Annotated in this window: 19 protein-coding genes; 14 read left to right on the top strand and 5 right to left on the bottom strand. The window is 65.5% G+C overall.

Translation table 11 applies throughout. The annotated features are described in order from the left end of the window. Window positions 1-30 precede the first annotated feature (30 nt). Complete coding sequence (locus ACUCV3_RS21700) at window positions 31-2220, bottom strand: TonB-dependent receptor (RefSeq protein WP_482241146.1); 2190 nt, start codon at window positions 2218-2220, stop codon at window positions 31-33. A gap of 295 nt (window positions 2221-2515) precedes the next feature. On the opposite strand from ACUCV3_RS21700, the gene ACUCV3_RS21705 reads away from it, so the two are divergent. Beyond that, on the top strand, window positions 2516-3214 hold the full coding sequence (locus tag ACUCV3_RS21705) for a PadR family transcriptional regulator (protein ID WP_279730189.1): 699 nt from the start codon (window positions 2516-2518) through the stop codon (window positions 3212-3214). A 4-nt stretch (window positions 3215-3218) separates the two neighbouring features. Beyond that, window positions 3219-3497: a DUF2218 domain-containing protein gene (locus tag ACUCV3_RS21710; RefSeq protein WP_188082947.1), complete on the top strand. Its 279-nt coding sequence runs from the start codon at window positions 3219-3221 to the stop codon at window positions 3495-3497. A 224-nt stretch (window positions 3498-3721) separates the two neighbouring features. Here ACUCV3_RS21710 and ACUCV3_RS21715 read toward each other — a convergent pair whose 3' ends face one another. Further along, window positions 3722-4213 carry an EF-hand domain-containing protein gene (locus ACUCV3_RS21715; RefSeq protein WP_279730184.1) on the bottom strand — a complete coding sequence of 164 codons (492 nt, stop codon included), beginning with the start codon at window positions 4211-4213 and terminating at the stop codon, window positions 3722-3724. Between the two features lie 17 nt (window positions 4214-4230). Continuing rightward, window positions 4231-5037: a DUF4198 domain-containing protein gene (locus ACUCV3_RS21720; protein ID WP_279730182.1), complete on the bottom strand. Its 807-nt coding sequence runs from the start codon at window positions 5035-5037 to the stop codon at window positions 4231-4233. Between the two features lie 133 nt (window positions 5038-5170). Here ACUCV3_RS21720 and ACUCV3_RS21725 point away from each other — a divergent pair, with 133 nt between their 5' ends. The 3 genes from ACUCV3_RS21725 (at window position 5171) to ACUCV3_RS21735 (ending at window position 10532) form a co-directional block, all read left to right on the top strand. Continuing rightward, a complete protein-coding gene (locus ACUCV3_RS21725; RefSeq protein WP_482241133.1) occupies window positions 5171-7264 on the top strand; it encodes a TonB-dependent receptor domain-containing protein in 2094 nt (697 codons plus the stop codon). A gap of 4 nt (window positions 7265-7268) precedes the next feature. Next, entirely contained in the window at window positions 7269-8036 is a 768-nt protein-coding gene (locus ACUCV3_RS21730) for an energy transducer TonB (RefSeq protein ID WP_279730180.1), read from the top strand. 324 nt (window positions 8037-8360) lie between these two features. Beyond that, window positions 8361-10532 carry a TonB-dependent siderophore receptor gene (locus ACUCV3_RS21735; RefSeq protein WP_279730179.1) on the top strand — a complete coding sequence of 724 codons (2172 nt, stop codon included), beginning with the start codon at window positions 8361-8363 and terminating at the stop codon, window positions 10530-10532. A 68-nt stretch (window positions 10533-10600) separates the two neighbouring features. Here ACUCV3_RS21735 and ACUCV3_RS21740 read toward each other — a convergent pair whose 3' ends face one another. Next, on the bottom strand, window positions 10601-12427 hold the full coding sequence (locus ACUCV3_RS21740) for a DUF885 domain-containing protein (protein ID WP_279730178.1): 1827 nt from the start codon (window positions 12425-12427) through the stop codon (window positions 10601-10603). 188 nt (window positions 12428-12615) lie between these two features. Between ACUCV3_RS21740 and ACUCV3_RS21745 the strand changes: the two genes are divergently transcribed. The 9 genes from ACUCV3_RS21745 (at window position 12616) to qhpE (ending at window position 23478) form a co-directional block, all read left to right on the top strand. After that, complete coding sequence (locus ACUCV3_RS21745; RefSeq protein ID WP_279730177.1) at window positions 12616-13083, top strand: (2Fe-2S)-binding protein; 468 nt, start codon at window positions 12616-12618, stop codon at window positions 13081-13083. Continuing rightward, on the top strand, window positions 13080-15263 hold the full coding sequence (locus ACUCV3_RS21750; protein ID WP_279730176.1) for a xanthine dehydrogenase family protein molybdopterin-binding subunit: 2184 nt from the start codon (window positions 13080-13082) through the stop codon (window positions 15261-15263). The genes ACUCV3_RS21745 and ACUCV3_RS21750 overlap by 4 nt, the downstream gene beginning before the upstream one ends. Before the next feature lie 176 nt (window positions 15264-15439). Then, a complete protein-coding gene (peaA, locus tag ACUCV3_RS21755; RefSeq protein WP_279776177.1) occupies window positions 15440-17176 on the top strand; it encodes a quinohemoprotein amine dehydrogenase subunit alpha in 1737 nt (578 codons plus the stop codon). Further along, window positions 17173-18621, top strand: a complete 1449-nt coding sequence (gene peaB, locus ACUCV3_RS21760) for a quinohemoprotein amine dehydrogenase maturation protein (RefSeq protein ID WP_279729179.1) — start codon at window positions 17173-17175, stop codon at window positions 18619-18621. The genes peaA and peaB overlap by 4 nt, the downstream gene beginning before the upstream one ends. Continuing rightward, window positions 18618-18998 (top strand): quinohemoprotein amine dehydrogenase subunit gamma, encoded by a 381-nt coding sequence (gene qhpC, locus ACUCV3_RS21765; protein ID WP_017501471.1) that lies wholly within the window; start codon window positions 18618-18620, stop codon window positions 18996-18998. Before peaB ends, qhpC begins: the two co-directional genes overlap by 4 nt. 8 nt (window positions 18999-19006) lie before the next feature. Continuing rightward, entirely contained in the window at window positions 19007-20098 is a 1092-nt protein-coding gene (locus ACUCV3_RS21770) for a YncE family protein (protein ID WP_482241134.1), read from the top strand. Next, entirely contained in the window at window positions 20095-21114 is a 1020-nt protein-coding gene (locus ACUCV3_RS21775; RefSeq protein ID WP_279776178.1) for a hypothetical protein, read from the top strand. The genes ACUCV3_RS21770 and ACUCV3_RS21775 overlap by 4 nt, the downstream gene beginning before the upstream one ends. Beyond that, window positions 21111-22811, top strand: a complete 1701-nt coding sequence (locus ACUCV3_RS21780) for an ABC transporter ATP-binding protein (RefSeq protein ID WP_482241135.1) — start codon at window positions 21111-21113, stop codon at window positions 22809-22811. The genes ACUCV3_RS21775 and ACUCV3_RS21780 overlap by 4 nt, the downstream gene beginning before the upstream one ends. Continuing rightward, entirely contained in the window at window positions 22804-23478 is a 675-nt protein-coding gene (gene qhpE / locus ACUCV3_RS21785; protein ID WP_279729185.1) for a subtilisin-like serine protease QhpE, read from the top strand. Before ACUCV3_RS21780 ends, qhpE begins: the two co-directional genes overlap by 8 nt. Here the strand turns inward: qhpE and ACUCV3_RS21790 are convergent, their stop codons facing one another. Continuing rightward, entirely contained in the window at window positions 23479-24231 is a 753-nt protein-coding gene (locus ACUCV3_RS21790) for a FadR/GntR family transcriptional regulator (protein ID WP_169861672.1), read from the bottom strand. Window positions 24232-24247 lie beyond the last annotated feature (16 nt).

The raw sequence follows: 24247 nt of genomic DNA on the forward strand, positions 1-24247 counted from the left end.
ACGGGCGGGCCATGGCCCGCCCGCTTATGGTCAGAACCGATAATCCCAGCCCAGGGTGAAGAGCCGTCCGCGACCGGCGAAGAAGGCCAGATTGTCGTTGGGCAGGCGCGTGTCGCTATTATAGTCGATATAGAATTTATCGAACAGATTCTGGACGCTGAGATAGACGCTGCCCAGTGATGCGGTGTCATAGCGGAGATAGGCGTCGGTGACCGCATAGCCGCCGAAATTGTTGCGCCGGTCCGGGTTCGCCTTGCCATGGAAATTGCGCGACAGATAATATTGGGTCTGCAGCCGCGCCGAGATGGCGCCATGGCGATAGTCGGCGGCGACGTTCAGGCGATCGGGCGAGATGTTGGTGCCGTCCAGATCGGTATCGACGATGCCGTCGGGATTGGCGCTGTCGCTGTCATAGCGGCCCTTGAGATGGGCATAGCCGGTGGAGAGCTTGAGCCCCGGCAGCGGCGTCTGCACGCCGAGGTTGATTTCCAGCCCTTCGATCTCGACCCGCTGGCGCTGGACGGTGAAGATGCCGTCACCCTGCGCGATCAATATCTGGCCCTTGTCGCTGGACGACCAGAAATAGGTGGCGCTGGCGTCGATCGGGCCGCGCTTCACCTCCAGCCCGATCTCGCGGTCGTTGGAGACGATCGGGCTGATATCGAGATAATCGTCGAGGTCGACGCCCGCGACGCCGATCGACCGGGTGACGCGGCCGACATCGGGCATGGTGAAGCCCTCGGCATAGCTGGCATAGGCACGAATGCCCTCAAGCGGCTCGAAGATGAGGCCGCCATTGAGCAGCGCGTCGGAGAATTTGGGCTTGCCGCCCGCGACATCGACGCCGCCATAATTGGGCGCGGTGGTGGAGGCGAGGGTGTGGAAATCGTCGATCTTCACCTGCACATTTTCCCAGCGCACGCCGCCGGCGACGCGGACCAGCCCGTCGGCGATCTTGAGATTGGCCTGGGCGAAGGGGGCGATGGAACGGAAGTCGCTGGGCGGCACCCAGGTGCGGCCGGTGACCATCAATCGCTGTTCCGTCTTGTCGAACAGGACGTCCAGGCCGACCGTGGTGGTCAGCGCCTCGAAGCCGGGCAGGGCGCGTTCATAGCTGATCTTGCCGCCGATCTTGCGCGACCGGTTCTGCGACTGGTCGAACAGGGTGCCGACCGGCGCGATGGCGGGATCCTGGAAGGTCGCGATCGCGGCAAATTCGCCGCCGAAAATGTCGCGGCTGCGGTTGAAGAAAAGCTGGGTGACGAGGTTGCCGCCGGCGACATCGCTGTCGGTGTAGGAGAGGGACGCGCTTTCGGTGCGGTTCGATCCCGGCGTGCCGGGGGCGTCGCCCTTGACCGCGGTGGTGGGAAGGCCGTTGGCGCGGCTGCCGGCAAGCGGGACATAATCGCCATCGCCCTTCAGCTCATAGCGATTGAGGATGAGGTCGAGCCGGCCGGTATCGCCGACGGCATAGCCCAGCCGCGCGAAGATATCGGTGGTCTGCGACGCCTGCGTCTCCCCTTGGGTCAGGTTGATGCCGATGCGGCGGTTGCGCGCGTCATAGAAGGCGCCGCGCTTTTCATAGGAGGCGCCGACCGTGGCATCGAAAGCGCCGGCCTTATACTGGACCAGTCCGGCCGCCTTGCCGCCAAAGCCATCACCGTCGAAATCGTCGCTGGCCGATCCCTGCAGCAGCACCCGGCCGCTGATACCCTCCTGTTTGGGTGCGCCGACCGTCACCTGGTTGACGATGCCGCCAGTGCCGCCGATCCCCTGCAGCGCGTTGGAGCCGTAGATGAGTTCGACCCGGTCGATGAAGAAGCCGTCGATGGTGAAGCCGTCGCGGCTGCCGTCGCGCAGCGGGGTCGACTGGGGGATGCCGTTGATGGCGTAGAGCGGCGAGCGGCCGCGCAGCGTTTCGCCTGCGCCCGACAGCTTGCCGCGAGTCGGCGAGAAGCTGGGGGTGAGGGTGGAGATGGCATCGGTGACCGAGCCGGAAATCGCGATCTGCTGGTCGAGCATCTGCTTGTCGATCAGGTCGATCGTCAGCGGCAGCGCATTGGGCGGCAGGATCGAGCGGGCCGCGGTGACGACGATCGATTCGGCGCCCTTGGTGTCAGCGTCGGCCTCGGCCTGCTGCGCAATGGCTGGCGATGCGAGGGCGATGGCCAGCGCGGCCAGCGCGATTGCAGAGTGACGAATTTCGATATGACGCAGCATCGCGATCCCCTGATCCATGTTTGGCAGGGCTGCTAACGACAATCGATCGCAAGAACAATCACATTCTGCATAATGCTTATACCCTGAGAAGATAAGCCCGATTTTCCGGTGTTTCGGGTGGGTGTCTCTATCATAAGATGCATAACGATATATCTCATGCATTGACGTCGATAATTTTTAAGATATATCACAATGCATCATGAAGCATTTTGAAAGAGAGAATATGCATTTTTCCCATTCCGATCGCGGCGCTGGGCGCCGGGGTTGCCGGCCTGGCCGGCACATGGATGACGCCATGGCAGATCGCGGTTTCGACCCGCGCAGTTTTGACCCACGCAGTGCCGATCCGCGGGGCTTTGACCATCGTGGCGGACGCGGTCATGGCCGCTTCTTCGGACCGGGCGGCTTTGGTCCCGAGGGCTTCGGGCGCGGTTTCGGCGGTGGTCGGGCCGGGGGCCGGGGCGGTCCGTTCGGTGAGGACGGCTTTGGTGACGGTCCCTTCGGCGGTGGCCGGGGCGGGCGTGGCGGTGGGCGCCGCCGGCTGTTCGGCAATGATGCGCTCAAGCTCATCCTGCTCAAGCTGATCGCCGATGCGCCGCGCCACGGCTATGACCTGATCCGCGAGATCGAGAGCCTGTCGGGGTCGGTCTATGCGCCCAGTCCGGGCGTCGTCTATCCGACCCTGACCCTGCTGGCTGACATGGACCTGATCGCCGAGCAGCCCGGCGAAGGCAGCCGCAAGCTGTTCGCCATCACCGACGCGGGCACCGCCCATCTGGCCGAGCATGAGGCCGGCGTTGCCGAGGTGATGGAGAAGCTGGCGCATCTGGCCCGCAAGGCCGAACGTAATGATGCCGCGCCGGTGCGCCGCGCGCTGCAGAATATGCGCGTGGCGATCCAGCATCGGCTTGAAAAGGAAGGCGCCGATTCCCAAACCATGTTCGACGTCGCGGCCCTGATCGACGAGGCCGCCAGCAAGATCGAAAGGCTCTGACCCCATGACGCTGACCGCCACCGTGCCGACCACCCATGGCAGCCGTTACCTGCAGCAGCTGTGCAAGCATTGGAGCCACAAGTTCGAGACCAGCTTCGATGCGGACAAGGGCGAGATCGCCTTTCCGATGGGGCCGATCCACCTGAGTGCCGATGCAGAGCTGCTGACCGTGGTGCTGGAACCCAATGCGGACGCCGATGTCGAGAAGTTCAAGCAGGTCGTCGCCGACCATCTCGACCGCTTCGCCTTCCGCGAGGCACCCTTGCCCTTCCACTGGGCCTGAAGGAACGCTTTCCGGCTGCTCGACTATCTTTCGTCATCCTGACGAAAGTCAGGATCCATTCGGCGCTACACCTGCAAGGAAGCGCTGAATGGATCCCGGATCAAGTCCGGGATGACGAAGGTGACTTGAGCGCGGGTGCGCATGCGAAAGGGGCCGGGTCTGCACGGCCCGACCCCTTCCCTGGTAAGCTCCATGAGGACCGGCAACCCCGGTCCTTCTTTGTATCAGCTATCGGTCTTGGCGCGCATGGCGGCCATGCGGGCGTTGGTCGCCTGCACGTCGGCGGCGGTGACGATACCGTCCTTGTCGGCGTCCTGCTCGGCAAAGGCACGCGCGCCCGATGCGTCATATTCGGCCTGCGCCATCTTGCCGTCCTTGTCCTTGTCGAGGACGTTGAAGCGGACATGGGCCTGGCGGATCTGGCGCTGGCGCTCCTCGGTCTTCTTCTCTTCGGTCAGGCTCGATTCTGCGAGCTGCTTTTCGAGGCGGGCGGCATATTCGCCGACATATTCATCCTCCGACACCCAGCCATCGCCATTGGCATCGGTCGCCTTGAAGCGGGTGACGCGCACCGCGTCGAACTCGGCGCGGTCGACCTTGCCGTCATGGTTGCTGTCATAGTCGTGGACGAAGGCGCCGCCTTCATGCGGGGCGGCGAAGGCGGGCGTGCCGGCGGCGGCAACGACGGCGGCGATCAGGATGGAACGGGTGTTCATGGCGTATCTCCGGGATATCAGGCGGCGTCGAAGGCCAGCGTGTAGGTGTAGCTGCGATAGGGTGTTTCCGACCCGGTGGGTGCGGCGCCGCGATGGCGGACCAGGATCAGATAGGTGCCGGCATCGTCGGGCTTCAGGCTGAAGCGGCCCTGCGCGTCGCTCTTGGTCTCGGTCGCAACCTTGCGGCCGTCATGCACGCCGGCGCTGCGGAACAGAGTGACCTGGGTGGCGGGCAGGGGCTTGCCGTCGAACAGCAGCACGAAGCTGGCATCGCTGCCCGACACGATGGCGTTGGGATGGGTGACCGGCTGGATTTCGAGGCCCGTGCCGACCGGCTTGAGCGCGGCCTGCGTCGTCTGGCCGCGGGTGACATAGGCGTCGGCCAGCGTCATGCTCTGCACCTCGACCTCCTGCGCGCCCGGCTTGGGATCGCCGCCCTCGCCGCGCATCACCCAGGCATCGCCGACGCGGAACATCTTGCCCTTGCGCCCGGCGCGCTGGCCGGTGGTGATGCGATAGGTGCCGTCCGCCTTCAGGTCGGCCTCGAACACCGACAGGTCGCGCAGATAGGTGACCGGGCCGGTGGTCGCCTGGCTGCCGTCCGGCGCGACCAGGTGAAAGGGCGCGTCGCGCATCGCGACTTCGGGGACGAAGGCATCCTCGGCAAAGGCCGAGGTGACGGTGACATGGTCGGCCTTTCCGGCATCGAACAGGGTCGGCAGCACATAGGGCATATGCGCCTGGGCAGCGGTGGCGCCGGCCAATAGCAGCACAGGCAAGGCGGCGGCGAACAGGGCGTTCACCGGGCGGCGATGGTTGGACAATGGGGTTCCCCTTGGTTTCGTTACGCTCCTCTATAATATATAGTGAGAATCACTTGCAATAGCATTTAATGCCGGTAGAGAGCGGCCAACCCGGCGCGTGATGCGCCGCAACAATGATACGGGGGCATTTTTCATGACCAAGTCCAAGACCATGCTGCTGCTGGGCACCGCGCTGATCGCACTGCCGTTGCCGGCAATGGCCCAGGCGCAGAGTGACGACATCGCGGTGGCGAGCGATTCGCAGTTCGCGCTCGACCGGATGATCATCTCCGCAGGCGTCGAGAAGGTCGCGCTGGACACGCCGCAGGCGGTGACCGCGCTGGATCAGGAGGATATCGACCAGCTGCAGGCGACGACGATCGGCGACCTGCTGGAAGGCATGCCGGGCGTCAATGTGCAGGGCGGCGTCGGCCAGCTCGGCCAGGGCTTCAACATTCGCGGCATGGGCACGGCGATCGGCGACAGCGACAACCGCATCCTGATGACGGTCGATGGCGTCACCAAATTCTACGAACAATATCGCATGGGCGCCTTCTTCAGCGAGCCCGAACTCTACAAGCGGGTCGAGGTGCTGCGCGGGCCGGCATCCTCCACCCTCTATGGCGCGGGCGCGCTGGCGGGCGTGATCAACTTCACTACCAAGGATGCGTCGGACTTCCTGCGCGACGGCGACAAGCTGGCCGTGCGGTTGAAGGGCGCGACCGAAACCAATGCGCAGGGCCATACCCTGTCGGGCATCGTCGCGACCGAGCCGGTCGATGGCGTCGAGCTGCTGGGCAGCTATAATTATCGCCGCACCGACGATTACAAGAGCGGCAATGGCGATACCGTTGCTGCCTCCGCCACCGAATCCGACAGCTGGCTGGTCAAGGGCCGGGTCGCGATCGGCGGCAACAAGAAGCATGCGATCTGGGCATCCTACCAGTACTGGATCAGCGACGCGCCGCAGGTCTATGATCAGATTTCGGCCGCCACCGGCAGCTCGCTGATGCGCCGCAGGGTCCACGACAAGACCGCCGTGCTGGGCTATGTGAACGACTTTGACGGCAGCAAATTCTTCAACGTCGAGGCGCAGGTCGCCTATTCGCTGTCCAAGGTCCACCAGACCGAGACGACCTTCCTGGGCGCGAACCTGGAATATTCCGATTTCTCCTATGAAAGCTGGCAGGCCAAGGTCCAGAATACCAGTGAGTTCGCCATGGGCGGCGACTGGACGACCTTCCTGATCCTGGGCGGCCAGTGGAGCACGCAGGAACGGCGCAACCCGCGCGTCAATTTCGACGGCACGGTGACGCCGGGCGCGGGCACCCATCCCGAAGGCGACATGGACCGTTACGGCCTGTTCGGTCAGCTGGAGATCGTCTGGTCCGACAAGCTGACCATCATGCCGGGCGTGCGCGTCGACTGGACCCGACTGACGCCGGGCGACACGGTGGTCGGCGGCACTGTCCTGACCGACAAGGTGAAGGATAGCGGCGTGTCGCCCAAGCTTGCCGCGCTCTACAATATCACGCCCTGGTTCGGCCTGTTCGGGTCGGTCGCGCGTACCGTGCGCATGCCCAATATCGACGAAATCTTCACCCGCAGCGCGACCCGGCCGAACAATCCGGACCTGAAGCCCGAGAAATCGGACAATTATGAAGCCGGCTTCACTTTGTCCTTCGACGATATGCTGGGCAAGAATGACCGCTTCCGCGCGAAGACCACCCTGTTCCAGAACGACGTCAAGGATCTGATCGTCAACGTCTCGGCCGCGGCGGGCACGCCCTATTTCCAGAATATCAACCGGTCGCGCTTCAAGGGCATCGAGCTGGAGGCCGAATATGGCATGGGCGGCTTCTATGCGCGCGGCAATGCCAGCTTCATCGATGGCAAGAACCGGCTGACCGGCGATTATCTCAACACCATCCCGGCGAACGACTATCGCCTGACGCTGGGTTATAATGATGTGGCGAGCGGCCTGTCGGGCGGCTGGACCGGCGAATTTGCCGAGCGGCAGGACAAGGTGACGCCGGGCAGCTTTGCCTCGGCCGGGTCGGGCCTGGCGACGCCGGGCTACAGCGTCCACAACCTGTTCTTCGCCTTCAAGCCGCAGGGTGGCGTGGCCAAGGGCTTCGAATTCCGCATCGCCATGGATAATATCTTCGACAAGCAATATCGCCGCCATCTGTCGTCGCTCGCCGCCGAGGGACAGAGCTTCCGCTTCACCGTGGCGAATACCTTCTGACGCCATGACGGGCGTGCGGCGTCCCTTTCGCGTCACGGGGCCGGCGGCGGCCTCGCTCGGGATCAACGCGCTGCTGATCGCGGCGCTGCTGAACCTGGGCATGGGCCGCGCGCCGAAGCGCGAGGAGGGGGCTGCACTGACCGTCATGTCGCTGGCGGCGCTGAAGGGCGTGGAGCAGGGGGCGGAACAGGCCGAGGCGGCGGAGGCGACGGCGCAGCCCGAAGCCCCGGTGCCGACGCAGGCGCCGCCCCCCACGCCGGTCAGCCCGCCGCAGCCGGTGCCGCCGCCGATGGTGGCGATCCCTTCCGCATTGTCGCTGCCCGTCGCCGCGGCGCCGGCTGCTCAGTCCACGCCGGCGGCCGCAGCGGCGCCATCGTCGCAGCCTGCGGCCAGGGCGGCGCCAGTCATGGCCGCCAGCGCCGGCGCGCCGCCAGCCCGGCGCGGCATTGCCGACGGGCTGGACGCCAACGCCCCGGCCGGCAACAGCCGTGCCTATGCCGCGCGGGTGCGTTCCTGGCTCTATGCCCACAAGATTTATCCCCGCCGCGCGAAGATGCGGCATGAGGAAGGGGTGGTGAAGGTCCGCTTCGTGATCGACCGCGCCGGCATGCTGATCGAAGGGCGGGTGATCAGCAGTTCCGGCCGTGCGTCACTCGACGAGGAGGCTGCCGCCATGCTGCACCGCGCCTCGCCCTATCCCAAGGCCCCGTCCGACATATCCGGCGACCGCATCGAATTCACTGCGCCGGTGGAGTTCGTGTTGCCGGTGTAGCGGGGGGATGATCTGGTAACGACCAGAAGCGGAGCTTGCCTTTTCCCATCCTCACTATGCTTGCCTGCGGCTCCGGGCGAAACGATCCCGTGCAGCGATGCGAAGAGGCGGGCGAAAGCAATGGCCGGAGCTGTCTCGGCATCAATCGCCCACTCATCCCGGCAGTCAATATGACTGATCGATAGCGCCGTATTGCGCCCCGACGCACATTTTGCATCAGTTCGTTTCCGAATCGTTGCATTTGCAAATCAATCGCATTAAAGCGCCGCCCCAACATCCAGGGCGCCATGTTCAGGGCATGGCGAAATATGGGGGAAGTGCCTTATGTCCTTTGCATCGAAGAAGAATTTCGTCCGCTACGGCGCGGCGTCGATCGCTGCCTGCTTGCTGCTGGCTACCACCAGCGCCCAGGCCCAGGCGCCCGCGGACGAGCCTGATGCAAACGCGCCCGCCCCGGACTCGATCGTCGTTACCGGCCAGAATGAGACCAACGGCCTCAACCTCACCGCCCGCGAAACGCCCCAGTCGGTCACCAGCCTCGACAGTCTGCGCATGCAGGAACAGGGGCTGACCGATATTTCCGAAGTGATGCAGCAGATCGTCGGCATCCAGACCAACCGCTCCAGCGCGCTCGGCACCGACGGCACCAACTATACCGCGCGCGGCTTTGCGGTGCAGAATTATCTGGTCGACGGCGTCGCCCGACCGTCCAACATCTATGGCTTCACCGAAGATACCGCCGACATGATCGCCTATGACCGGATAGAGGTGATCCGCGGTTCGGCCGGCATGATGACCGGCACCGGCGAGCCGTCGGCGGCGATCAACATGATCCGCAAGCGCCCCGGCACGGATCTCAGCGCCACGATCGCGGCGACCATCGGCTCCTGGGACAAGTACCGGCTGGAAGGCGACATCGGCGGTGCGCTGACCGCCAGCGGCCATATCCGCGCCCGCGTCGCCGGCGCCTGGCAGGATAATGATACTTTCATCGACCGCGAACATGCCAAGCGCCAGGCGCTCTATGGCGTGATCGAGGCCGATCTTGGCCCCAGCACGCTGCTGACCGCTGGCGTCGAATATCAGAATTTCCGCAACGAAGGCGCGTCGCGCGGTGGCGTGCCGCTGTTCTTCACCGACGGCACGAAGACCAATTTCGCCCGCTCCACCAATGGCGGCGCCAACTGGTCCGACTTCAGCCGCAAGAGCGTCAACATCTTCGCCTCGATCGCCCATGATTTCGACGCCAACTGGCATTTGCAGGTCGATGCCGAGCACAAGTCCGGCTCCTATGACGAGACGATCGGCTATTATTTCGGCACCGCGATCGACAAGGAAACCGGTGACGGCGGCACCTTCTACGCCACCCGTTGGGCGTCGGACCTGACGCTCGACGCGGTCTATGCCAATCTGCGTGGCGCGTTCGAGGCACTGGGCCAGGAACAGCATGTCGCCCTGACCGTGAGCCACACCCGTTTCGACGATGACCAGACGCCCTATCCCGGCTGGTGGGGTGGCAGCGACTATATGTATCCGATCAATGCCTATAGCTATTTCCCGACCGGCGACGTGGCCAAGCCCGACCTGACGCCATCGGGCGGCACCGCCGGCAACCGGATCGAGACCAGTTCGATCGCCGGTGTCGCCCGGCTGAAGCCGATCGGCCCGCTCTCGATCATCGCCGGAGGCCGCCTCACCTGGTGGAAGCAGGAAAGCTATTCCCAGGATGTCACCGGTCCCAAGGTCTGGACCCCGGTGGTCGATGAAAAGGCGGTCTTCACCCCTTATGCCGGCCTGGTGCTGGACTTTACCAAGACCCTCTCGGCCTATGTCAGCTATGCCAGCGTGTTCACGCCGCAAACATCGCGCACCGTCGATGGCGATGTCATCGCCCCGCTCGAAGGCAATACCTATGAAGCCGGGCTCAAGGCCGACTTCCTTGATGGCCGCCTCAGCGCCACCGCCGCCGTGTTCAAGATGCAGCAGGATAATTATGCTCTGGCGGATGGCCCAGGCATCTTCGCGCCCGATGGCAGTTCGGCCTATCATGCGGTGTCGGGCATGAAGTCGTCGGGCTTCGAACTGGAGGTGAAGGGCGAAATCCTGCCCGGCTGGCGGATCGCCGGCGGCTTTGCCAATGCTCGTGCGGAAGATCGCGACGGCGTGCGCCAGATGCCGCAGATCGCCAAGAACAGCTTCAAGATGTTCAGCGCCTATACGCTGCCCGGCCAGTTCAGCGCGCTGACGATCGGCGGCAATGTCGAATGGCAGGGCAAGACCACGGCCGATGGCGAAGGACCGAACGGCGAAACCTACAGCCAGGGCAGCCTGGCGGTGGTCGACCTGCTCGCCAATTATCGCTTCACCGACCATCTCTCGCTGTCGGTCCATGTCGAGAATATCTTCGACAAGACCTATTATTCCGGCCTCTATCTCGGCAGCGCCCGCTACGGCGAACCCCGCGCGGTGAAGTTCACCCTGCGCGGCACGCTGTAAGGATCTGGCAGCGCCGCCTTCACCCGGCTTGCCCCCGCTGGCGGGACAAGCCGGGTGCGTAGGGCGGTTCAGCCCTTGGCCTTGGCGGCGGCGATATAGGCCTGGACCTGTTCGCCCAGCACGTCGAGCGGCAGGGCGCCATTGGCCAGCACCACTTCATGGAAGTCGCGAATGTCGAACTTCGCGCCCAGCGCCTGCTCGGCTTCCTTGCGCAGTTGGGCGATGCGGATCTGGCCGATCATGTAGCTGGTCGCCTGGCCCGGATTGTTGATGTAGCGATCGACTTCCTTGACGATGTCGCGTTCCGACAGGGGCGCATTGTCGCGGAAATACTGGATCGCCTGTTCGCGCGTCCAGCGCTTGGCATGCAGGCCGGTGTCGGTGACCAGCCGGATTGCGCGCCACATCTGCAGCGAGAGCATGCCGAATTCCGAATAGGGATCGCGATAGGCGCCCATTTCCTTGGCCAGCCGCTCGCTGTAGAGGCCCCAGCCTTCGGTATAGGCGCCATAATAGCCGAAGCGGCGGAATTTGGGCAGGTCGGGCAGTTCCTGCGCACGCGCGATCTGGAAATGATGGCCCGGCGCGCCTTCATGATGGGCGATCGCCGCGACCTGGGGCTTTTGCACCTGATTCATGTCGGCGAGGTTGACGTAGAAGATGCCGGGACGCGATCCGTCCGGCGCGGGCTGGTTGTAGAAGGCGACCGAGGCGGTTTCCTGGCGCCAGGCCTCGACCGCGCGCACCTCCAGCTTCGCCTTGGGCAGGACGCGGAAGAAGCGCGGCGCGGCGTCCATGGTCTGGGCGATGGCGGCGCGGGCGTCCGCCAGATAGGCTTCGCGACCGGCGGCATCATTGGGATATTTGAACTTGGGATCGGTGCGCAGCGCCTGGAAGAAATCGGTCAGCGATCCGGCAAAGCCGATCCGCGCCTTCACCGCCTCCATCTCCGCCCGGATCGCCTTCACCTGATCGAGGCCGATCTGGTGGATCTGGTCGGCGTTGAGGCTGGTGGTGGTGTAGAAGGCGAGGCGGGCATTATAATAGGCCTCGCCGCCCGGCAGGCTCCAGGCGCCGTCATTGCCCTTGGCCCTGGGCTCGATCGCATCGAGCGCGGCGAATAGGGTCTGGAACCCCTTGGCGAAGGGGCCGGTCAGCGCGGCCTGTGCGTCCGCGATCAGCTTGGCCTTTTCCGTATCCGATGCCTTGAGCGCGCCGACCTTCTTCTTGAAATCGGCGAACAGGGTGGAGTCCGGTCCCTGATCGAAGGGCGCGCCGCTGATCACCTTCTTCGCGTCGGCGCGGGCAGGGGCGAACACCATTTTCGGCGGGACGATGCCCTGCGCCGCCTGGTCGCGCATCTTGGTCGCGACCTCGTTCATCACCCGTTCGCTGTCGCGCAGGCGGGCGATATAGGCCTGGGCATCCGCGACGCTATCGACGCGATGTTCGTTGATCAGGAAGACCGGGATATTGCCCGCCGGGCTGCCATTGGTGGACACGGGAAAGGCATATTTGGCGAAGGGCGCCTGCTGCTTCGACGTTGCCACCTGCGCTTCGAACAGGCGATAGCTGAGCCGCGCCGAGGGGCCGAGCCGTTCGGGCGAGAAGCGGCGATGCAGCTGCGCAAGCTGCTGTTCCTGCAGCGCCAGGCTGCGGACGTCGGCTCGTTCGCTATAATCGTCCAGCTTGCCATAGTCGGTCTTGAGGCCAAGGCTGGTCATCGATTCCGGGCTGAGCGCCAGTTGCTGGTCGAACGCCTGGTCGAGGAAGGCGAGCAGTGCCTTGTCTTCCTGTGCGGTCGCCGAGGCGGGCGCAGCGGTAGGCGCCTGGGCCAGGATCGGGGCGGAGGCGCCGAGGGCAAGGAGCAGCGCGAGCGAGATACGGACGGTCATGGCAATTCCTGTCGCGAATAGGGATGGACAGGGAGAGACAGGCGCGCGGGCGCCAAGTCAAGCCGGGCTTTGCGAAAGCGATCGCTTTTCCGGGGCTTGGGTAGCTCTCCTCGAAGCCTCTGGACAGGCCGTGCCTTTCTGCCATCTATTTTGCGCGCGACAATCAAAGGTTGAGCGGGGGTAGGGCGATGGCGATCAGTCTCAAGGTCAATGGACAGACGCGCACGGTGGAGGCCGATCCGGCCAAGCCGTTGCTGTGGGCACTGCGCGAGGATCTGGACATGGTCGGCACCAAGTTCGGTTGTGGCGCGGGGCTGTGCGGCGCCTGCACGGTGCATATCGATGGCAACCCGGCCCGTGCCTGCCAGACGCCGATCGGCGAGGCGCAGGGCATGGCGATCACCACGATCGAGGCGGTGGCGCAGAGCGATGCGGGCAAGCGGATATCGGACGCCTGGGTCAAGCTGGACGTGCCGCAATGCGGCTATTGCCAGGCCGGGCAGATCATGAGCGCGAGTGCGCTGCTGGCGACCACGCCCGACCCCAGTGACGAGGATATTGACGCGGCGATGATGGGCAATCTGTGCCGCTGCTCCACCTATGTCCGCATTCGCGCCGCGATCAAGGATGCGGCCAAAGCGGGAGCGAAGGCATGAACGCGCCGATCCTGTCGCGCCGCCGCTTCCTGAGCGCCTCGCTGGTTGCGGGCGGTGGCTTGCTGTTCGACCTCAACATTCCGCTGGCCGGCGCGGCCGAGGGCGCGCCGCAGATATTGACCGCCTTCGTGCGCATCCTGCCCGACAATCGCGTCATCATCGGCGCGAAAAATGCCGAGATCGGGCAGGGCGCCAAGACCATGCTGCCGATGCTGATCGCCGAGGAACTGGACGTCGACTGGGCGCAGGTGACGATCGAGCAGACCCATGCCGACCAGAAGATATTCGGCGGGCAGACGGCCGGGGGCAGTCGCACGACGCCGCGCGAATGGCTGCCGACGCGCAAGGCCGGGGCGGCAGCGCGCGCGATGCTGGTCGCGGCGGCGGCGCAACAATGGGGCGTGGCGCCCGCGACATTGAAGACCGGCAGCGGCAAGGTGAGCGATCCGGCGTCGGGCAGGAGCATCAGCTATGCCGCGCTCGCCGCCGTCGCCGCGCAGCAGCCCGCGCCCGATCCGGCGACATTGACGCTGAAAGACCCGAAGGATTTCCGCATCATCGGCCAGTCGATCGGCGGCGTGGATACGCCGGCGATCGTGGCAGGCAAGCCCTTGTTCGGAATCGATTTCAAGCTGCCGGGCATGCTTTATGCCGTGCTGGAGACCTGCCCGGCCTTTGGCGGGACGTTCCAATCGGCCAATCTGGACGAAGTGAAGGCGCTGCCCGGTGTGGCCCATGTGCTGGCGATCAAGGGCGACGGCACGCCGGAATCCTTGTTCGACGGCGTTGCGATCCTGTCGACCAGCTGGTGGAGCGCCAACCAGGCGCGCGAGGCGCTGAAGATCGAATGGGACATGGGCGCGGTGAGCGGCTTTTCGACCGAGGGCTATGCCGCGCAGGCGGCCGAACGGCTGAAGGGCAAGGCCGATGGCGACATCGTTCGTGCTGGCGATGTGGATGCCGCCTTTGCCGGGGCGGCAAAGACAGTCAGCGCGCAATATGATTATCCCTTCCTGGCGCATGGCACGCTGGAGCCGCAGAATTGCACGGCCTTGTTCAAGGATGGCGCGATCGAAATCTGGGCACCGACGCAGAATCCGGAAAGCGGGCGCGGGCTGGTGGCCAAGGCGCTGAACCTGCCGCCGGACAAGATCCGCATCAACTTCACCCGCATCGGCGGCGGTTTCGGCCGGCGGCTGATGAACGACTATATGGTGCAGGCGGCGGCGATCGCGGCGCAAGTGCCGGGCGTGCCGGTGAAGCTGCTGTTCAACCGGCAGCAGGATATGCAGCGCGATTTCTATCGCCCGGCTGGCTGGCACGGCTTCCGTGCGGCGTTGGACAAGACGGGCAAGCTGACAGCCTTCCACGATCATTTCGTGACTTTCGGCAAGGACGGCAAGCCGGTGCGGTCGGCCGAGATGCCGGCGACCGAAATCCCCGCCGGCCTGATCGACACGGTGCTGCTGGAACAGAGTTTCCTCGCCACCAACATGCCGACCGGCTGGCTGCGCGCGCCCGGCTCCAACGCGCTGGCCTTCGTCACCCAGGCCTTCCTGGACGAAGTGGCGCAGGCGGCGGGCAAGGATCTGCCGACGCTGATGCTGGAATTGCTGGGCGATCCGCGCGAACTGCCGCGCGGCCCCAATGGGCCGCCCTTCGTCACCGGCCGCGCTAAAGGTGTGATCGAGAAGGTGGTGGCGATGAGCGGCTGGGCCGATCGTGGCAAATTGCCCAAGGGGCGGGGCAAGGGCTTTGCCTTTTACTACAGCCATATGGGCTATTTCGCCGAGGTGCTGGAGGTGGCGCTGGTCGATGGCATGCCCAAGGTCGCAACCGTGTGGGTCGCGGGCGATGTCGGCAGCCAGATCATCAACCCGATGAATGCGCTGCACCAGGCGCAGGGATCGGTGATCGAGGGGCTGGGCCAGGCGCTGGCCGGGCAGAAGATCACGCAGGTGGCGGGGGCGGTGGAGCAGGCCAATTTCGACACCCATCCGTTGCAGCGCATCCCCGATACGCCGCAGATTATCGTCGAGTTCGTGAAGACCGATTATCCGCCGACCGGCATGGGCGAGCCGGCGCTGCCGCCGGTGATCCCGGCGCTGGTCAATGCGCTGCACGCGGCCACCGGCAAGCGCATCCGCACCCTGCCGATCGTGCCGGAGATGTTCGCCTGAACCCTGTTTTCCGACCCCCTCTTTACTTGGCCTGAAAAATCTTGATGATCGTCAAGAATCTGATGGCGGATCGACATGGCGTCATCCGTCATGCCGGTCAGAGGGGCAAAAAAGCCCCCGCCTGAGATTGGGCCGCGTCCAGGGCAAAAGACCGGACGCCAAAGGGGGACATCAGGGTGAAGCAGCTTCCGGTGAAGTTCGGTCTGTTGGCGTTGCTCTCTGCGTCGGTTGTGCTTGCCCAAGGGGGTAGCGGGGCGGATGGCGGTTCCGACGGCGTCACGATGAAGGAGACGGAGGAGGGCATCCCCGTCACCGATCCGCTGGTCCAGGAAAAATGCGGCAGCTGTCATGCGCCCGATGCCAAGGGCAACCTGTCCCGCATCAGTTGGGTGCGCACCACGCCGGAGGGCTGGGCGCAGGCGATCAAGCGGATGGTGCGCCTCAATGGCCTCCCCATCACCCCCGAGGAATCCCGCGCGGTCATCAAGTCGCTGTCCGCCTCGCACGGGCTGGCGCCGGAGGAGGCGCGGCCGGTCATGTATCTGCCCGAAAAGCGGATCATCGACGAAGTGCTGCCCAACGAGACGATGCGCGGCGCCTGCGCCAGTTGCCACGCCTTTGCCCAGCCCTTGTCCTGGCGCCGGTCGAAACTGGAATGGAAGACGCTGCAGGATCTGCACGTCGCCCTCTATTCGCAGGCCGACGCCCAATATCGCCGCCCGGCCGAGGATAGCGAGCAGCCTGCCGGCCGCGACCCCAAGGACAAGATGACGCGCGGCGAATATGCGCTGACCTATCTGCCCAAGGTGGCGGGGCTGCATACGCCCGAATGGGCTGCCTGGAGCTCGCGCCTGCGCGCGCCGCGGCTGGCGGGCGACTGGCTGGTGGTGGCGTCGGTGCCGGGGCAGGGGCGCTTCGTCGGCACGATGACGGTGGCACCGGGCGCGGCCGCCGACGAGTTCAAGACCAGCGCGTCGCTCACCTCGCTCACCAACGGCGCGACCATCAGCCGCAGCGGCACCGGCCTTGTCTATTCCGGCTATAGCTGGCGCGGCTCGTCCAGGGGCGGCGCGGCGCCGGGCAAGCCCGATGATCTGGGCAGCCCGGCGCGCGAGACGATGTGGTTCGCACCCGACCAGCAGCGCGCCGAAGGGCGCTGGTTCTGGGGCGAATATCAGGAATTCGGCTATGACGTGAAACTGGTCCGCGCGACCGCCGCGCCCGCGATCCTGGCGGTGACGCCGGGCGCGGTGAAGGCCGGGACGAAGGGCGTCGATGTCACCATCTGGGGCCATAATCTGCCCGCATCCCTGACGGCGGCGGACGTCGATCTGGGCGCGGGCGTCACCGTCGCTAGGGTCGTGTCGGCGACGCCGGGCAAGGCGGTGCTGAGCGTCGATGTTGCGGCCAGCGCGCCCGCCGGCCAGCGCGATGTCGGCATTGGCGGCGCGGTGCTGGAAAAGGCGTTCCCGGTCTATCGCAAGGTCGATTATCTCAAGGTCACGCCGGAAACGAGCCTGGCCCGGCTGGGCGGCACTAAGTTCGCCAAGGGCTATCAGCAGTATGAGGCGATCGGTTACGACAACGGCCTGGATGGCAAGCCCAGCACGAGCGACGATGTCGCGATCGGCCCGGTCGATGCGACCTGGTCGATGCAGGAATTCATGTCGGTCTATTATGATGACGACATGAAATATGTGGGCGCTTTGAGCCCCACCGCCTTCTTCACGCCGGGGCTGGAAGGCCCCAATCCCGAACGCCGGTTCAGCCGCAACAATTATGGCGAGGTCTGGGTCGTCGCCACGGCGAAGGCGGAAAAGGACAAGTTCGGCAAGCCCCTGAGCGCGCGGTCCTATCTGGTCGTGACCGTGCCCATGTATCAGCGCTTCGACCAGCCGGAGGTGTCGCGATGACCGTCATGCAGGCCCCCGCCTATCGCCGCGCCGAATATCATGGCTTTGCCGCCGGCGGCAGCGACTTCGTCTATCTGGTGAGTGCCGGCGCGATCTTCGAGATCGATGCGCAGGTGCAGGCCGTGCTCGACCGGCTCGATGGACAGGAGCTGAGCCATGCCGCGCTGGTCCGCGAACTGGCGGGCGAGGAGGGCGACCTGGCCGAGGCGGAGGCGCTGGTGCGGGAATTGCGCGCGGTGCAACTCATCCATCTGGGCGCGGCGCCGGTATCCGTGCCCGAAGCGCCGCCGGCCGATTTCCCGTTGCAGGCGCTGGTGCTCAACATCACCAATCAGTGCAACCTTGCCTGTACCTATTGCTATGAGTTCGGCGCGGACAAGATCGCGACCCCGGCCGGCAAGCCCAAATATATGACGCCGGAGACGGCGAAGGCGTCGGTCGACCTGCTGATCGCCGAGGCGGCCCATCGCCCGTCGGTCCACATCACCTTCTTCGGTGGTGAAACCTTGATGAATTTCAAGCTTTTGCGCGATGTGGTGGATTATGCCAATGGCGCGACGGCGGCGGCAGGCAAGGGGATCACCTATAGCCTCACAACCAATGCGACCTTGCTGACGCCGGAAATCGTCACCTTCCTGTCGGACAATCGGGTCGGCGTCACCGTGTCGATGGATGGCCCGCCGGAGTTGCAGGACAAGCATCGCGTCTACAAGAATGGCAAGGGCAGCTATGCGGTGATCGAGCCGCGGCTGCGCACGCTGATCGCGCATCATCGCACCCGTGCCGTCACCGCCCGCGTCACCCTGACCGAGGGCGTGACCGATGTCGTGCGCATCTTCCGCCATCTGAAGGAGGATCTGGGCTTTCACGAAATCGGCTTCGCGCCGGTGACCACGGGGGAAACGCGAGCCTATTCGATCGATGCCGATGGCATGGACTACGTACTGGCGCAGTTCAACCTGCTGGCACAGGAATGGCTGGAATATGCGCTGCGTGGGCAGGTTCATGGTTTCACCAATGTCAGCGAGACGATCAGCGAGCTGATTTCGGGCGTCAACAAATCGCATCCCTGCGGCGCAGGCATGGGGCTGATGGGGGTCAGCCCGTCGGGCGACCTGTCGCCCTGCCACCGCTTCACCGACGCCGACACCCATGTGATGGGCCATGTGTCGAGCGGCATCGACCGGGCCAAGCAGGGCGATTTTCTGAGCCGGGGCCATGTCGGCGCCAAATATGATTGCCAGAGCTGCTGGGCGCGGCCGCTCTGCGCCGGCGGCTGCCACCATGAAGCGTTCGTCCGCTATGGCGACACCGGTCACGCCAATCTCCATTATTGCGACTGGATCCGGCAATGGACCGACACCTGCCTGCATATCTATGGCGAGCTGGCGGTGAAGAACCCCGGCTTCCTCGAGCATTTCGCTGAACGAAAGGGGCTGTCATGAAGCATCTTCGTGCCATCAACAAAAAGGCGCGGCGGATCGACGACGCCGTGACGCAGATGGAGGCGGCGATCGAGGCCGCCGCTGCGTCGGGCGCCACGCCGTCCGACATGGAGGAGGATGTCGTCGCCCTGCAACAGGCGCCGCGTCCCCATGTGCCGATGGGCTGTACCCTGTCCTTCTCGCCCGGCTGGGAAGTGGATGCGGGCGGCGGCACGGCGGGCCTGTGCCAGCCGGTCGAGCGTGACATCTATGATTGCTACGTCACCTGCTTCTGGCCGGTGCAGGTGCCCGACCATGTGAATTATTCGCCCGACTGGGCCAGCAACTGCGCCACCGCGACCAAGGACTGGCGCAATCTCGACCTGGTATTCCCATGAGGCGCGCGATGCAGAAAATCCGCTTTGTCCTGGCGGCGGGCCTCGCCGCGCTGGCGACCATCCCCACCCATGCCGCGACCCTGTTCATGGGCGCCTATCCCGACGTCCTGCTGGTCTTTGACGAGGGCAAGGGCGCGGTGACGCAGAAGATCAAGCTGGACACCGGCCTGCCGACCGCGATGAGCCTGTCGGACGATGGCAAGCGCATCTATGTGTCGACCATCACCACCAGCGGGATCGAGGTGATCGACGCCGCCAGCCGGCAGGTGGTGAGCAAGTTCAGCCTGAATGACGGTCCCAATCGGGTGCGCTTCTATGGCGGTGTGGCGGACCCGGCAGGCCGCTATTTCTACACGATTGTCACCAGGATCGATAAGGAAATGGATCGCTACAAGGTCAGCAAGCCCCTCTATGGCGTGGTGGACCTGAAGCTCGGCAAGCTGGTGCGCACCGCCGAGATCGAGAAGGATGATGAAAAGGCGATCGGCGGCTATCGCGTCGCCTTCAAGGTGTCGGGCGACGGCAAATATCTCTACGCCTTTGGCGAGAAGGTGATCGTCATCGACACCGCGACATTGAAGGCCACCGACCGCATCGACCTCGCCCGGCCTGAAGGCACGGGGCTGGAAAATGTCGGCTTTGGCGGATCGCTCGAAACGCTGCGCACGCCCGGCCAATATGTGTCGCTGTTCAACGCGGCCGACCCCTATATCCATAGCAAGATGTTCGGCCTGGCCCGGTTCGACCTCAACAGCCGCCAGTTCGACTTCACCCCGATCGGCCCGGCGCCGGCCGCGATGGCGGGCCTGGAAATCACGCCCGACGGCAAGCAGGCCTATACCGTCGTCACCAACGGCACGCTGGGATCGAAGCGGTGCGAATTCTGGCACATGGACCTTTCCACCAATGCAGTGGTGGACAAGGCGGAATTCCCCTGCCGCTCGCGCTTCCGCTTCGGCATGTCGATGGATGGGGCCAAGCTTTATATCTACGGCGCCAGCTTCGACATCGAAGTCTATGACGCCAAGACGCTTAAGCTCGAAGCCACCTGGGATCTGGGCAATGACGCGACCGGCGCCGGCATGGTGGCGGTGCCGTGACCCGGCCCGGCTGTCCCGACACTCCGATGGCCGTGGCCATCCGGGGCAGCGGGATGGCCGCCAATGCCTGCGCGCATCTGCTGAAAGGGGCGGGGCTCCGCGTCGGACAGGAGCCCGCCCATCGCCCACCGGTGCCCAGCCTGTTGCTGAGCGAGGCGGCGCTGGCCTTGATGCGCGACCTGTTTGCGCGGCCGGACCTGTTCGCGGATGCCCCGCGTGTCCGTCGCCGGCTGGTCGCCTGGGGCGGGGCGCCGGTGATGGTGCCCCATGAGGCGGTGCTTGCATCTGAGGAGTTGGTGCAGGCCGCGTTGGCGGTGGCGGAGGAAGCGCCGATGGCCGCGCCCGATTTCACCATCCATGCCGCGCCGCCGCTGCCGATCGGCGAACTGCATGTCTTTGGCGAGCGCCATGCCGTCACCGCCCGTGTGCGGCTGCGCGATCCGGTCTGCCGCGAGGAAGGGCGGGTCGAGGCGGTCGAGAGCGGCTGGCTGTTCCTGGTGCCGGCGAACGGGGGCGAGGGCTGGCTGCTGGGCGTCGGTGGCGAAATCGACGCGCTGCTGGCGCAGAGCCGGTTGATCGCGCCGGTGGTCGATCCGATCGGTGGATCGTCGCGCCCCTTTCTCGCCGCGCCGCGGCTGCATCTGCCGCTGGTCGGCGGCGACTGGCTGGCCTGCGGCACGGCGGCGATTGGTTTCGATCCGATCTGCGGCGACGGCACCGCCCAATCGGTGCGCGAGGCGATATTGGCGAGCGCGGTGCTGACGGGCATCGCGGAAGGCGGCGATCGGACCGCCTTGCTCGGCCATTATCAGGCGATGCTGATCGCGGCGATGCGCCGGCACCTGCTGCTCTGTGCCCAATTTTACGCCGATGGCGGCCGGGGCGAGTGGTGGCGGGCGCAGCATGAGGCGCTGATGCAGGGGTATCACTGGTGTACCGGGCAGCTGGCGACACTGCCCGAGCCGCAATATGCGCTGCATGGCCTGCGACTGGTGCCACGGCGGGCGGCGGCATGAACGGGCCTGCGCCTGTCGCCGAATGGCGCAGCTATCGCCGGCTGCTGCCCTATATCCGGCCCTATCGGCGCGGGCTGCTGCTGGTGCTGGCGATCAGCATCCTGTCTACCGCGCTCGGCCTTGCCCAACCCTATCTGTCCAAGCTGATGATCGATCAGGCGCTGCTGCGGCGGGACATGGGCGCGCTGTGGCGGATCGCCGGCATCATGATTACGGTCACGATACTGGGTTTCGGCGTCAACATCCTCGCAAGCTATCGCTATGTCCGGCTGTCGGCGGCGATGCTCTATGACATGCGCGCCGCGCTGCTGCGCCACCTTCAGACGCTGTCGCCGCGCTTCTATGCCAGCTTCCGGCTTGGCGATCTCGTCTCACGCATGAACAGTGATGTGAGCGACGTGCAGCGGATCGCGTCCGACACCCTGCTTTCCGTGGTCAGCAACCTGCTCTTCTTCATCGGATGCGTCGCGATGATGCTCTGGCTCGACTGGCGGCTGTTCCTGGTCGGCGTGCTGCTGGTGCCGGCCAGTCTGGTGGCCTTCACTCATTATCAGCGCCGGCTGACCGCGCTGACCCGCGACATGCGCGAGCGGGGCGCGGATCTGGGCAGCCTGCTGGTCGATACGGTGATGGGGATGCGTGTCGTCACCGCGCTGCGCGCCGGAGAACATGAGGTCGGGCGCTTCAAGGCGAAGAATGACGCCTTTGTCGGCGCGATGCTGCGGATGCAGGTCGCCTCCTACATGACCGGGGCGCTGCCGGGCACGCTGATGACCGGGGCGACCTCTGCCGTGATCCTCTATGGCGGCTGGCGGATCATCGAGGGCGACATGAGCATCGGCACGCTCGTCGCTTTCATGACCTATCATATGCGGCTCCTGTCACCGATCCAGACGCTGATGGGGCTGACGTCCGGGCTGGCGTCCGCGCGGGTGTCGCTGGGCCGAATCTTCGAACTGTTCGATACAAGGCCCGATGTCGAGGAGCGCGCCGATGCTGTGCCGCTCGGCCGGGTGCGCGGCGAGGTGCGTTTCGAGAAGGTGGCTATGCGCTATGATCGCGATCCGGTGCTGTGCGGCATCGACCTAAGCATATCCGCCGGCAGTATTTGCGCGATCCTGGGGCCGAGCGGCGTCGGCAAGTCGACCATGGCAGACCTGATGGTGCGCCATGCCGATCCGACCGGGGGACGTATTTTGCTCGACGGCCATGATCTGCGCGACCTGCGGCTCGACGATCTGCGGCGCGAGGTGATGCTGGTCGACCAGTCGCCCTGGCTGTTCAATGACAGTATCGCCGCCAATATCGGCTTTGCCCTGCCGGACGTGCGCATCGAGGATATCGAGGCGGCGGCCCATGCCGTCGGGCTGGATGCATTCCTGGCGCGCCTGCCCGAGGGGCTGGAAACCCGCACCGGCGAGCGCGGGCTGGCACTGTCGGCGGGCGAGCGGCAGCGGATTGTCATCGCCCGCGCGCTGCTGCGCCGGCCATCGGTGCTGATCCTCGACGAGCCGACATCAGCGCTGGATGGCGAGACCGAGGCGCTGGTGGCACAGCGGTTGCGCGGTGCGCTGCCCGATGCGACGATCATCCTCATCACCCACAAGCCAGCCTTGGCGCGGATCGCCGACCGGATCGTGACGATCACCGACGGGCAGGCGCAGGTGGCGCAACAGCCTGAGCCGGCTCATGCCTGATCTGCCGCCTGATCCGCTGCGCATCGCCGTGATCGACAGCGGCGTCCATCCCGATCATCCCCATATTGACGCCGCCCGGCTATTGCCCGGCTTCGCCATCGCCAGGGATGGGGGTGACAGCGAAGCTGACACAGGCGACCGGCTTGGCCATGGCACCGCCGTGACCGCCGCGATCCAGGATCAGGCGCCCGATGCGCTCTGCCTGCCGATCCGGGTGTTTCATGACGCGCTCAGCACCACGGCGCGGGCGCTGGTGGTGGCGATCGACCGGGCGGTGGCGGCACGGGTGGACCTCATCAACCTCAGCCTCGGCACGGTCAATCCGGCCCATGGCGAGGCGTTCGCGGCAGCGGCGGATCGTGCGCTGGCGGCCGGCATCCTGATCGTCGCAGCGCGCGATAATGAGGGCACGTCCTGCTATCCCGGCAGTCTGGATATGGTCTTGGGCGTCGGCCTCGACTGGGAGTGTCCGCGCGACGATTTTCGGCTGCGGGCGGGGCTGGCCTTTGCCTCCGGCCATCCCCGGCCGATCCCCGGTGTTCCCCAGCGGCGCAACCTCCATGGTGTCAGTTTCGCTGTCGCCAACATGACCGGCCTGATCGCGCGGCGGGGGCGGGCGGGGCTGGCCCGGTGGATGCCGGCCGGCGCCCGCGCAGAGGTCGGTTGATCAGACGCCCGGTTCGCTGAGCGCAATATCCATGTCGGCAAAGGCCAGGCGCAGCAGTTCGGCCATGGCGTTGCGCGCGGCGGCCGTGTCGCGCGCGGCGATGGCGCGATGCACCGCCTGATGATCGGGCAGGGGATCGCGCGGCAACAGCTTCTTGCGATGCTTGAAGGTGGTGGTCCAGCTGACCGCCGCGCCGACCGAACTGGCCAGCGCCTCCAGCGCATCATTATGGGTCGCGGCCAGGATGGCATTGTGGAAACGCTGGTCGGCGGCGCGTCCTTCCGGCGTGGACAGGCCATAGCGTTCCATCTCGGCGAGCGCCGCATCCATGATCGCGAGTTGATCGTCGGTTCGGCGGCGCGCGGCAAATTCGGCGGCGGCCGGCTCGATCACGCCGCGCAGCTCGAACAGGTCGCGGATGAAGGCGCGGTCGGGTTCGCCGGCGAACATCCAGGCGAGCATTTCGGGATCGAGCACGTTCCAGCGCGCGCGCGGCAGGACGCGGGTGCCCGCCTTGGGGCGGCTTTCCAGCATGCCCTTGGCGATCAGGATGCGGATCGCCTCGCGATAGGCGGTGCGCGATACGCCAAGGCGTTCCGACGCCTCGATCTCGCCCTCGAACAGGTCGCCGGGCTTGTGCCTGCCGGTCAGGATGGCGGTGCCCATGTCGCGGGCGATCGCCTGGTGAATGCGGAGCGAGCCTTCGTCCGACGCGAACTTGCGTTCCGGTCCGTCCTTGCGCTCGCTCCCCATTCTACCTCCGTTGAAT

The organism is Sphingobium sp. VMM (assembly GCF_056790315.1).

Excerpts from the sequence above, each read along its gene's own strand:
- ACUCV3_RS21700 (WP_482241146.1), bottom strand. The coding sequence starts at position 2,220 with ATGCTGCGTCATATCGAAATTCGTCACTCTGCAATCGCGCTGGCCGCG.
- ACUCV3_RS21705 (WP_279730189.1), top strand. The coding sequence starts at position 2,516 with ATGGCAGATCGCGGTTTCGACCCGCGCAGTTTTGACCCACGCAGTGCC.
- ACUCV3_RS21710 (WP_188082947.1), top strand. The coding sequence starts at position 3,219 with ATGACGCTGACCGCCACCGTGCCGACCACCCATGGCAGCCGTTACCTG.
- ACUCV3_RS21715 (WP_279730184.1), bottom strand. The coding sequence starts at position 4,213 with ATGAACACCCGTTCCATCCTGATCGCCGCCGTCGTTGCCGCCGCCGGC.
- ACUCV3_RS21725 (WP_482241133.1), top strand. The coding sequence starts at position 5,171 with ATGACCAAGTCCAAGACCATGCTGCTGCTGGGCACCGCGCTGATCGCA.
- ACUCV3_RS21730 (WP_279730180.1), top strand. The coding sequence starts at position 7,269 with ATGACGGGCGTGCGGCGTCCCTTTCGCGTCACGGGGCCGGCGGCGGCC.
- ACUCV3_RS21735 (WP_279730179.1), top strand. The coding sequence starts at position 8,361 with ATGTCCTTTGCATCGAAGAAGAATTTCGTCCGCTACGGCGCGGCGTCG.
- ACUCV3_RS21740 (WP_279730178.1), bottom strand. The coding sequence starts at position 12,427 with ATGACCGTCCGTATCTCGCTCGCGCTGCTCCTTGCCCTCGGCGCCTCC.
- ACUCV3_RS21745 (WP_279730177.1), top strand. The coding sequence starts at position 12,616 with ATGGCGATCAGTCTCAAGGTCAATGGACAGACGCGCACGGTGGAGGCC.
- ACUCV3_RS21750 (WP_279730176.1), top strand. The coding sequence starts at position 13,080 with ATGAACGCGCCGATCCTGTCGCGCCGCCGCTTCCTGAGCGCCTCGCTG.
- peaB (WP_279729179.1), top strand. The coding sequence starts at position 17,173 with ATGACCGTCATGCAGGCCCCCGCCTATCGCCGCGCCGAATATCATGGC.
- qhpC (WP_017501471.1), top strand. The coding sequence starts at position 18,618 with ATGAAGCATCTTCGTGCCATCAACAAAAAGGCGCGGCGGATCGACGAC.
- ACUCV3_RS21770 (WP_482241134.1), top strand. The coding sequence starts at position 19,007 with ATGCAGAAAATCCGCTTTGTCCTGGCGGCGGGCCTCGCCGCGCTGGCG.
- ACUCV3_RS21780 (WP_482241135.1), top strand. The coding sequence starts at position 21,111 with ATGAACGGGCCTGCGCCTGTCGCCGAATGGCGCAGCTATCGCCGGCTG.
- qhpE (WP_279729185.1), top strand. The coding sequence starts at position 22,804 with ATGCCTGATCTGCCGCCTGATCCGCTGCGCATCGCCGTGATCGACAGC.
- ACUCV3_RS21790 (WP_169861672.1), bottom strand. The coding sequence starts at position 24,231 with ATGGGGAGCGAGCGCAAGGACGGACCGGAACGCAAGTTCGCGTCGGAC.